Raw genomic sequence first — 8895 nt, 5'->3', positions numbered from 1 at the left:
ACGATGCGCGCCGGCGGCGGGCCGTCGCCGCCGCCCATCACCGAGCCCACCGTCGCGATCGCCTGCAGGGCGGTGAAGATGGCCTCGCCGGTGGCCGTGCTGTCGGCGAAGTCGAGCTTCTTGAGCGCGTCGATCGTCGCCTTCACCGCCTCGCGGTTGGTGGTCGGGGAGACCAGCAGCGACGCGTTGGCCGCGAATTCCACCAGCCCCAGGTTGATGGCCGGCGTGAGCTGACTGGCGAACTGGCCGGCCGCCTCCTCGGCGGCCTTGAGCCGGTTCGGCGGGACGTCGGTCGCCCGCATCGACTGCGACATGTCGATGACCAGCACGACGACAGCCCGGTTGCGGGGGATACGCATGTCGTGGGTGGGGGTGGCCAGCGCGATGGTCAACAGGATCAGGCTGAGCAGCGCCACCGCGATCGGAAGGTGCCGCCTCGGCGACTGCGGCACGGCCTCCTCGGTGAACCGGCGCAGCCGGCGCCGGCGGCGGGCCTGGACCAGGATGTAGACCGCCAACAAGCCCAGCGGCAGCAAACCGAACACGAGCATGCCCGGGCGCTGAAAGCCGTACAGGGGCAACGGGCCTATCCCGGGAAGCGACACCCGCCAGTAAAGAGGAGACTTCCGGGCCCGTCAAACGGGGGCTACTCCCTGCGCAGCCGCCCGTCGACGAACTGCTCCAGGTTCTCCCACTCCCGCACCGCCGCCGCGTATGGCGCCGACGGCTTGCCGACCGAGCCGGGCTCGAGCACGTAGGCCACCAGCTTGCCCAGCGGGCGCCCCGTCTCGAGCGCCTTATCGACCGTGCCCTCCTCCGAGTAGTCGCCGATGTCGCGGAGCAGCTCGACGGCCAGGTCCAGCTGGTCGCGGTCCACGGCGTCCGGCCCGTCGGCGATGTCATCGGCCAGCCCGCTGAGCACGTAGATGTTGTCCTCGGTGACCTTGACCTCCAGCGAGCCGTCGGTGGCCGCGGTGCGGATGTCGTCGTAGGTGCTCAGGTCGGCAAGGTCGTGGTCGTGCTCGTCGGCGAGGTAGCGGGCCAGCGCCCGCTCGGAGGTGAACACGCTGATGCGCCCGTTGCGGCCCAGGAAGATCGGGCGGTCGTCCAGGTAGCACCGCAGCGTGTAGAAGGTGCCCGAACTCGTCATGATCCGAATCGGGTCGATGCCCACCTGCTGCCAGAAATCCTCGTCGCTGCCCAGGATCACGGTGTCGCCGGCCGCGCGGGGCTCCTCGTCGGCCTCGACGTCATCCTCCAGGGCCTCCTCGGCCTCGTCGGCCTCGTCCGCGGCCTCCTCCGCCTCCGCGCCGGCCTCGGTGTCTTCGGCCTCGTCTTCCTCCGGCTCCTCGGCCAGCTCGTCGGCCGCCTTGGCCGACAGCTTCTCGTCCACCTCGGGGGTGGTCACGATGCCCTCGATCGCGCCCAGCACGTCGTCCCAGCCCCGGCCGATAATCTCGCCGATCGCGTTCCAGCGTTTGAGGCCGGCCTTGCCCGCGAAGTGGTCGATCCCGCCCGACACGGTGCCCAGCGTCGGGTTGCCGTTGAAGAATTTCGACACCGCCGGGAGCTCGCACACCGACCCGATGGACGAGACGAGCGACAGCGTGCGGGCCAGCCCGGTCACCGAGTCCTCGGTGGGCTTCTCCGACACCAGCTCCTCGACCGCGACCAGATCGAATTGCTTGTCCCCGGCCGGCGCGAACTTGTGCGCGTGCGCCGATGTCAGGTCCTTCCACGCCGGGTGATCGACCAGGTCGTTGTCGGTGTCGGAGCGCACGAACGCGACCAGGTCGGCGACGCTTTCGAAGACGTACAGGTCCTCGTCCTTGCCGAGGAAGGCCTCCCACTCGTCGCCGGCGTCGCGCCAGCGGGGCGCCCACATGGTGTAGCGGTCGCCGTCGGACAGGCTCAGGCGGATGGGCACGAGGTCAGCAGCCATGCGGCACACAATAGCGACGGCGGCCGAAGACGCGGGCCATCGGGCCATCGGGTTCTAGCCCCAGATATCGGCGATCGGCGGCGCGCCGGCCGCGTATCCGGTCTTGGGCAGCCCGTACATCTGCTCGATCGTGGAGAGCAGGTTGTAGTGGTTGATCCGCTCGGCGTAGTTGCCGGGGACCACGTGCGCGCCGTAGAAGATGGTCGGGATCTGGTTGCGGCTGGAATTGTCGTCCTCGTCCCACGTCACGATCAGCAGGCTGTTGTTGGCCACCGCCCAGTTGGCGTAACCCGACAGCTCGCGGTTGAGCCAGGTGTCGGCCTGCGCGATCGACCCGTCGTGCATGTTGTCGTCGTTGTTGGGGATGACGAACGACACGGTGGGCAGGCTCGCGTAATTGCCCATCGGGAACGCGGAGAACGGCAGGGAGTTCGCCGGCGGCACGTTGGTGAAATTGGCCCAGGGCACGTGCTTGCGCGCGTACTTGCCTGCGGTGCAGGCCGGCGAGCCGACCGCGGGCAGGCCTTCGGCGAAACCGGCGAACGTGTAGCCCGCGGCGAGCAATTCCGAACCCAGGTTGGGGGCGTCGCCCGCGTTGACCGGGCACCGGTCGCTGGTAACGCCGAAGGTGCTGCCGGCGAACATCGCCAGGTAATTCGGCTCGCTGGGGTGGGTTTCGGCGAACGACTGCACCATGTTGGCGCCGCTGGCGGCCAGGGCGGTGATGAAGGGCGCCGACTTGTTGCCGATGATGTTGGCTTCGGAGCGGTTCTCCTCCACCACGATCACGATGTGCGCGGGCTGCGGAATCGCCGCCGCCACAAGGCCGATGCGCGCGCTCAGCGGGCCGGCCGCGAGCCCCACCAGCGCGACCGCGCAGAGCAGGTGCAGGATGCGAAATGCCCTGCCGGTCAACCCCGTTGAACCCCTCATTCCGCCCGGCATCACGGGAGCATAGGGTGACGCGAGCCACGGGCCGCGCCGACGCGGCCGGTTTCGGCGGGGCGTTTAACGAAAAGCGGCCGGATTGTTATATAGGGTCGAACACCGTGGAGGTGCGCGTTGTCGATCACCCGCTGGCGGTCGCCCGGCTGACGACGATGCGCGACGAACGCACCGCCGACGACGGCTTCCGGGCGGCGCTGCGCGACGTGACCGCGATGCTGGTCTACGAGGCCACCCGGGACGCGCCCCGCGAGACCTTCGGAATCCGCACACCGGTGGGCGAAACGCTGGGGGTGCGGCTGGCCAAGCCGCCCCTGCTGGTGCCGGTGCTGCGGGCCGGACTGGGCATGGTCGACCAGGCGCTCGCGCTGTTGCCGCAAGCCCGGGTCGGATTCGTCGGCGTGGCCCGTAACGAGGAAACCCACCGGCCCACAGGTTATTTCGAGTCGCTGCCCGACGAGCTGGCCGGCCTGCCGGTGCTGGTGCTCGACCCGATGCTGGCCACCGGTGGGTCGCTGAAGTACACCGTCGGCCTGCTGCTCGAGCGCGGCGCCACCGACATCACGGTGCTGTGCGCGGTGGCCGCCCCGGAAGGCGTTGCCGCGCTTGGGGAAACGGTGCCCACGGCCCGGCTTTTCACCGTGGCCGTCGATGACGGGCTCAACGAGAACGCCTACATCGTCCCCGGCCTCGGCGATGCCGGGGACCGCCAGTATGGTCCTCGCTAGCTGCTAGAAGCTTCGCGCCACCGACATCAGCTCGTCGCGCAACGCGCCGGCGCGCCGGCGGGCGTCGTCCAGGCCGCCGGCCACGGCGCAACGAACCTCGATGTAGCACTTCAACTTCGGCTCGGTGCCGGACGGTCGCACCACCAGTCTGACCGACGTGCCGTCGTCGCCGCCGGTGAGGATCACCGCGTCGGTGATGTCGGTGAGCGTTGCGGTGAACCCGGCCAGCGTTCCCGGTGGCGCGGCCCGCAGCCGACGCATCAACTCGCCCGCCTCGGCGGTGCCGTCGACACGGCGGGACACCGCGGCGACGTCGTGCACGCCGTACCGCCGGGCGAGGTCGTCGAGCGCGTCACCCACCGAACGGCCCCGGTCCTTCAGCGTGGCCACCAGGTCGCACACCAGCACGGCCGCGCTGATGCCGTCCTTGTCCCGCACGGCGTCCGGGTCGACGCAGTGCCCGATCGCCTCCTCATAGGCGTAGACCAGCGTGCCGCCGGGCACGCCCGCGTCGGCGCGCGCCAGCCACTTGAAACCGGTGAGAGTCTCGACGTGGGTGGCCCCGTAGCGGTGCGCGATCGCCGCCAGCATCCGCGACGACACCACGGAGCTGGCCACCACCGCCGCCCGGGGGTCGGTGCTCCGCGACAGGATGTAATCGCCGAGCAGCCAACCGGTTTCGTCCCCGGACAGCATCCGCCAGCCCGACGCGGTGGGGATGGCGACCGCGCACCGGTCGGCGTCGGGATCCAGCGCGATCGCGACGTCGGCCGTGACGTCGGCGGCCAGGGCGAGCAACGCGTCGGTGGCGCCGGGCTCCTCGGGGTTGGGGAAGGCGACGGTGGGGAAGTCGGGGTCCGGCGCGAACTGCGCGCCCACCGTGTGCACCCGATCGAAGCCGGCGCGCTGCAACGCCGCCACGGCCACGGCGCCACCGACCCCGTGCAGCGGCGTCAGCGCCACCCGCGCCGTCCCGGTGCCGCGCCGCACCGCCGCGGCGCGGGCGACGTAGCGCTCGACCACATCGGTGCCGGTGGGCTGCACCGGCGCCCTGGCGATTTCGTCGGCCGGGGGCGCTCCGGCCATCGCCGTCTCGATCTCGCGGTCGGTGGGGGAGACGATCTGGATGCCGCCGTCGGCGTAGACCTTGTAGCCGTTGTCGGCCGGCGGGTTGTGCGACGCGGTGATCTGGATGCCGGCGGCGGCGCCGGTGCGGCGCACCGCGAACGCGACCACCGGCGTCGGCACCGGGCCGGGTAGCAATTGAACGGAGAAGCCTTGGGCGGCAAGCACTTCGGCGGTGACGGTGGCGAAGACGGCGGAGCCGTGCCGGGAGTCGCGCCCGACGATTACCGGCGCGCCGGCCAGGCCGCGGCCGCGCAGCACCTGCGCCACCGCCCAGGTGGCACGCGACACCACCGCCACATTCATGGCGTCCGGCCCGCCGCGGACCGGACCGCGCAGGCCCGCGGTGCCGAACCTGAGCGGCCGCGCGAAACGCGCCGCCAGCTCGTCGGGCGCGCACGCGGCCAGCTCGGCGGCCGTCGCCGGGTCGGGATCGTGTGCGATCCACTCCGCCGCGGCGACCGCGAGCCGGGCGTCGCCGGAGGCCGAGGGTCGCTCGGGCGCCATCTAAAACCGGGCCACGACGTCGGCCAGCAGCGCACCCATCCGGCTCGCCGACGCGGCGCCCGCGGCGAGCACCTCGGCGTGGCTCAGCGGCTCGCCGCTGATCCCGGCGGCCAGGTTGGTCACCAGCGACACCCCCAGCACCTCGGCGCCGGCGGCCCGCGCGGCGATGGTCTCGTGCACGGTGGACATCCCGACCAGGTCGGCGCCCAGCGCCCGCAGCATGCGCACCTCGGCGGGGGTCTCGTAGTGCGGCCCCGGCAGGCCGGCGTAGACCCCCTCGGCCAGCCCGGGGTCGCCCTGGCGGGCCAGGTCCCGCAGCCGCGGCGCGTAGGCGTCGGTCAGGTCCACGAACTGCGGGCCGACCAACGGCGAGCGGGCGGTCAGGTTGAGGTGGTCGCTGATCAGCACCGGCTGGCCGACCGTCAGGTCCGGCCGCAGGCCGCCGGCGGCGTTGGTGAGCACGACGATGCGCGCCCCCGCCGCGCAGGCGGCCCGCACCGGATGCACCACGTGGCACAGGTCGTGACCCTCGTAGGCGTGCACGCGGCCAACGAGCACCAGCACCCGGCGCTCGCCGATGCGCGTCGACATCAGTTCGCCGGTGTGCCCGACCGCGGTCGGCGGCGCGAACCCGGGCACGTCGGCCTGGGGCAGCACCGCGGTCGGCGAGCCCAGGGCGGCGACCGCCGGGCGCCATCCCGATCCGAGTACGACGGCCACGTCGTGCTCGGGGACTCCGGTGCGCTCCGCGATGACCTCCGCCGCCAATCGCGCCAGTTCGGTGGGGTCGGAAGCGGGGTCGCTCACAGTCGGGGAGCTTAGCGCCGCGACGGCCCGCGCCGGCATATGTGAAAATCTGCCGCATGAAACTTCCTAGGTGGCAGGTGGTCGGCCTGGCCGTCGCCGTTGCGGTGTCACTGTTTTCGATTGCGAGCGGCCGGCCGCCGGTGGCGCGGGCCGACGGATGCCCCGATGTCCAACTCATCTTCGCCCGCGGCACCGCCGAGCCGCCGGGCCTCGGGGTGGCCGGAGATGCGCTGCTCGACGCCCTGCGGCCCGCCCTCGGCTCGCGCAGCGTCGACGCCTACCCGGTGAACTACCCGGCCAGCTACAACTTCCTGCAGACCGCCGACGGCGCCAACGACGCGCGCGACCACATCGCGCAGATGGTCGACCAGTGCCCCGGGACGCGGCTGGTGCTCGGCGGCTTCTCGCAGGGCGCCGCCGCGGTGTCGATGCTGGCCGGGGTGCCGCCGCTGGGCGAGCGGATCGGCAACTTCGGATCGGCCCCCGCGCTGGATCCCGGCCTGGCCAACAAGGTGGCGGCGGTCGCGGTGTTCGGCAACCCCGGAAACCGCTTCAACACGCCCTTGTCGACGACGGGTCTGTTCGCCGGCCGCGCCATCGACATCTGCAGCCCCGGTGACCCGGTGTGCGTGGTCGGCGGCCGCGACCGGGATGCGCACCACGATTACGGGGTGCCGCCGTACCCCGGGCAGGCGGCGGGATTCATCGCCGGGCTGGTGTAGGCCCGGGGCCTAAGGTCGCGGTGGGATACTGCGAGGATGCCCACCGCATTGGACGACCCGTCAAACAGGGTCGAGGAAGTCGTGCGGCGACGTGGCTCCGACCTGGTTGAGCTGTCCCACGCCATCCACGCCGAGCCCGAGCTGGCGTTCGCCGAGCATCGCAGCTGCGCGAAGGCGCAGGCATTGGTCGCCGAGCGTGGTTTCGCGATCACCGCGTCGGCCGGTGGACTGGACACCGCCTTCCGCGCCGACTTCGGCAGCGGCCCACTGACCGTCGGGGTCTGCGCCGAATACGACGCACTGCCCGAGATCGGTCACGCCTGCGGCCACAACATCATCGCCGCGTCGGCCGTGGGCACCGCGCTGGCGCTGGCCGAGGTCGCCGACGAACTGGGCCTGCGGGTGGCGCTGATCGGCACCCCCGCCGAGGAGATGGGCGGCGGCAAGGCGCTGCTGCTGCGCGCCGGGGTGTTCGACGACGTCGCGGCGGCGGTGATGCTGCATCCCGGTCCCGCCGACATCGCCGCGGCCCGCTCGCTGGCGCTGTCGGAGGCGACCGTGCACTACCGTGGCAAGGAATCCCATGCCGCCGTCGCGCCGCATCTGGGGATCAACGCCGCCGACGCCGTGACCGTCGCGCAGGTGGCCGTCGGGCTGTTGCGGCAGCAACTGGCCCCGGGTCAACTGGTGCACGGGATCGTCACCGACGGCGGACAGGCGGTCAACGTCATCCCCGGGCGCGCGACGCTGGAGTACGCGATGCGGGCGTTCGAGTCGGATTCCCTGAGACAGCTGGAGGGCAGGATGTACGCGTGCTTCGCCGCGGGCGCGCTGGCCACCGGCTGCGAATACGAGATCGACAACCCGGCGCCCGCCTACGACGAACTCCGGCCCGACGAATGGCTGGCCGACGTGTTCCGCGACGAGATGTGCCGGCTCGGCCGCGAGCCGGTGGCCCGCGAGGTCGAAGCGGCGCTGCCCATGGGCAGCACCGACATGGGCAACGTGACGCACGTGCTGCCGGGGATCCATCCGATCGTCGGGCTCGACGCAGGCGGCGCCACGGTGCACCAGCGCGCCTTCGCCACCGCCGCGGCCGGCCCCAGCGGCGACCGCGCCGTCGTCGAGGGCGCAATCATGTTGGCCCGCACGGTCGTTCAGCTGGCCCAAACACCCGCCCAGCGTGACCGGGTGCTGGCCGCGCGAGAACGGCGGGCGCACCCATGAGCCTGGCCGACGCCGCCACGTCCTGGCTGGCCGCACACCACGACGACCTCGTCGAGTGGCGCAGGCACATCCACCGCTACCCCGAGCTGGGCCGCCAGGAGTACGCCACCACCCAGTTCGTCGCCGAGCGGCTGGCCGACGCCGGGCTGAACCCCAAGGTGCTGCCGGGTGGCACCGGACTGGTCTGCGACCTGGGCCCCGAGCACGAACCGAGGATCGCCCTGCGGGCCGACATGGACGCGCTGCCCATGGCCGAGCGGACCGGCGCGCCGTACACCTCGACCATGCCCAATGTCGCGCACGCCTGCGGGCACGACGCCCACACCGCCATCCTGCTGGGCACCGCGCTGACCCTGGCGTCGGTGCCGGAGCTGCCGGTCGGCGTCCGGTTGATCTTCCAGGCCGCCGAGGAGCTGATGCCCGGCGGTGCGATCGACGCCATCGCCGCCGGCGCCATCACCGGGGTCTCGCGGATCTTCGCCCTGCACTGCGACCCGCGGCTGGAGGTCGGCAAGATCGCGGTCCGGCACGGGCCGATCACCTCGGCGGCCGACCAGATCGAGATCACGCTGCACTCGCCGGGCGGGCACACGTCGCGCCCGCACCTGACCGCCGACCTGGTCTACGGGCTGGGCACGCTGATCACCGGGCTGCCCGGTGTGCTGTCCCGCCGCATCGACCCGCGCAACGCGACCGTCCTGGTGTGGGGTGCGGTCAACGCCGGGGTGGCCGCCAACGCCATCCCGCAGTCCGGGGTGCTGGGCGGCACCGTGCGCACCGCGAGCCGGCAGACCTGGGTCGGCCTGGAGGACATCATCCGCGAGACGGTGTCGGCGCTGCTGGCGCCGCTCGGCATCGAACACACGCTGCAATACCGGAGGGGTGTGCCGCC

Annotated in this window: 9 protein-coding genes; 4 read left to right on the top strand and 5 right to left on the bottom strand. The window is 72.1% G+C overall.

Translation table 11 applies throughout. From position 1 onward, the window contains the following. The 3 genes from A9X03_RS25905 to A9X03_RS25895 all read right to left on the bottom strand — a co-directional run. Window positions 1-605, bottom strand: a 605-nt coding sequence (locus A9X03_RS25905; RefSeq protein WP_156746680.1) for a VWA domain-containing protein, incomplete at its 3' end; no start/stop codon positions are given. Between the two features lie 41 nt (window positions 606-646). Further along, complete coding sequence (locus A9X03_RS25900; protein ID WP_067783976.1) at window positions 647-1942, bottom strand: primosomal protein; 1296 nt, start codon at window positions 1940-1942, stop codon at window positions 647-649. A gap of 54 nt (window positions 1943-1996) precedes the next feature. Continuing rightward, entirely contained in the window at window positions 1997-2875 is an 879-nt protein-coding gene (locus A9X03_RS25895) for an alkaline phosphatase family protein (protein ID WP_067783978.1), read from the bottom strand. A 116-nt stretch (window positions 2876-2991) separates the two neighbouring features. Here A9X03_RS25895 and upp point away from each other — a divergent pair, with 116 nt between their 5' ends. Next, window positions 2992-3615 (top strand): uracil phosphoribosyltransferase, encoded by a 624-nt coding sequence (gene upp, locus A9X03_RS25890; protein WP_067783975.1) that lies wholly within the window; start codon window positions 2992-2994, stop codon window positions 3613-3615. Between the two features lie 3 nt (window positions 3616-3618). On the opposite strand, the gene A9X03_RS25885 is transcribed toward upp, so the two are convergent. Continuing rightward, complete coding sequence (locus A9X03_RS25885) at window positions 3619-5247, bottom strand: phospho-sugar mutase (RefSeq protein ID WP_068263672.1); 1629 nt, start codon at window positions 5245-5247, stop codon at window positions 3619-3621. Next, window positions 5248-6054, bottom strand: a complete 807-nt coding sequence (locus tag A9X03_RS25880; RefSeq protein ID WP_067752363.1) for a purine-nucleoside phosphorylase — start codon at window positions 6052-6054, stop codon at window positions 5248-5250. A 56-nt stretch (window positions 6055-6110) separates the two neighbouring features. Here A9X03_RS25880 and A9X03_RS25875 point away from each other — a divergent pair, with 56 nt between their 5' ends. The 3 genes from A9X03_RS25875 to A9X03_RS25865 form a co-directional block, all read left to right on the top strand. Then, window positions 6111-6776 carry a cutinase family protein gene (locus tag A9X03_RS25875; protein WP_067752366.1) on the top strand — a complete coding sequence of 222 codons (666 nt, stop codon included), beginning with the start codon at window positions 6111-6113 and terminating at the stop codon, window positions 6774-6776. A 36-nt stretch (window positions 6777-6812) separates the two neighbouring features. Next, on the top strand, window positions 6813-8003 hold the full coding sequence (locus A9X03_RS25870; protein WP_067752370.1) for a M20 family metallopeptidase: 1191 nt from the start codon (window positions 6813-6815) through the stop codon (window positions 8001-8003). Continuing rightward, window positions 8000-8895, top strand: an 896-nt coding sequence (locus A9X03_RS25865; RefSeq protein ID WP_067890155.1) for an amidohydrolase, incomplete at its 3' end; no start/stop codon positions are given. The genes A9X03_RS25870 and A9X03_RS25865, both read left to right, overlap by 4 nt.

Origin of the sequence: Mycobacterium sp. E1715, from assembly GCF_001667625.1 — a bacterium.
GTDB lineage: Bacteria > Actinomycetota > Actinomycetes > Mycobacteriales > Mycobacteriaceae > Mycobacterium.
The sequence above is the reverse complement of the archived record's forward strand: the minus strand, read 5'-3'. Positions and strand labels throughout refer to the sequence as shown.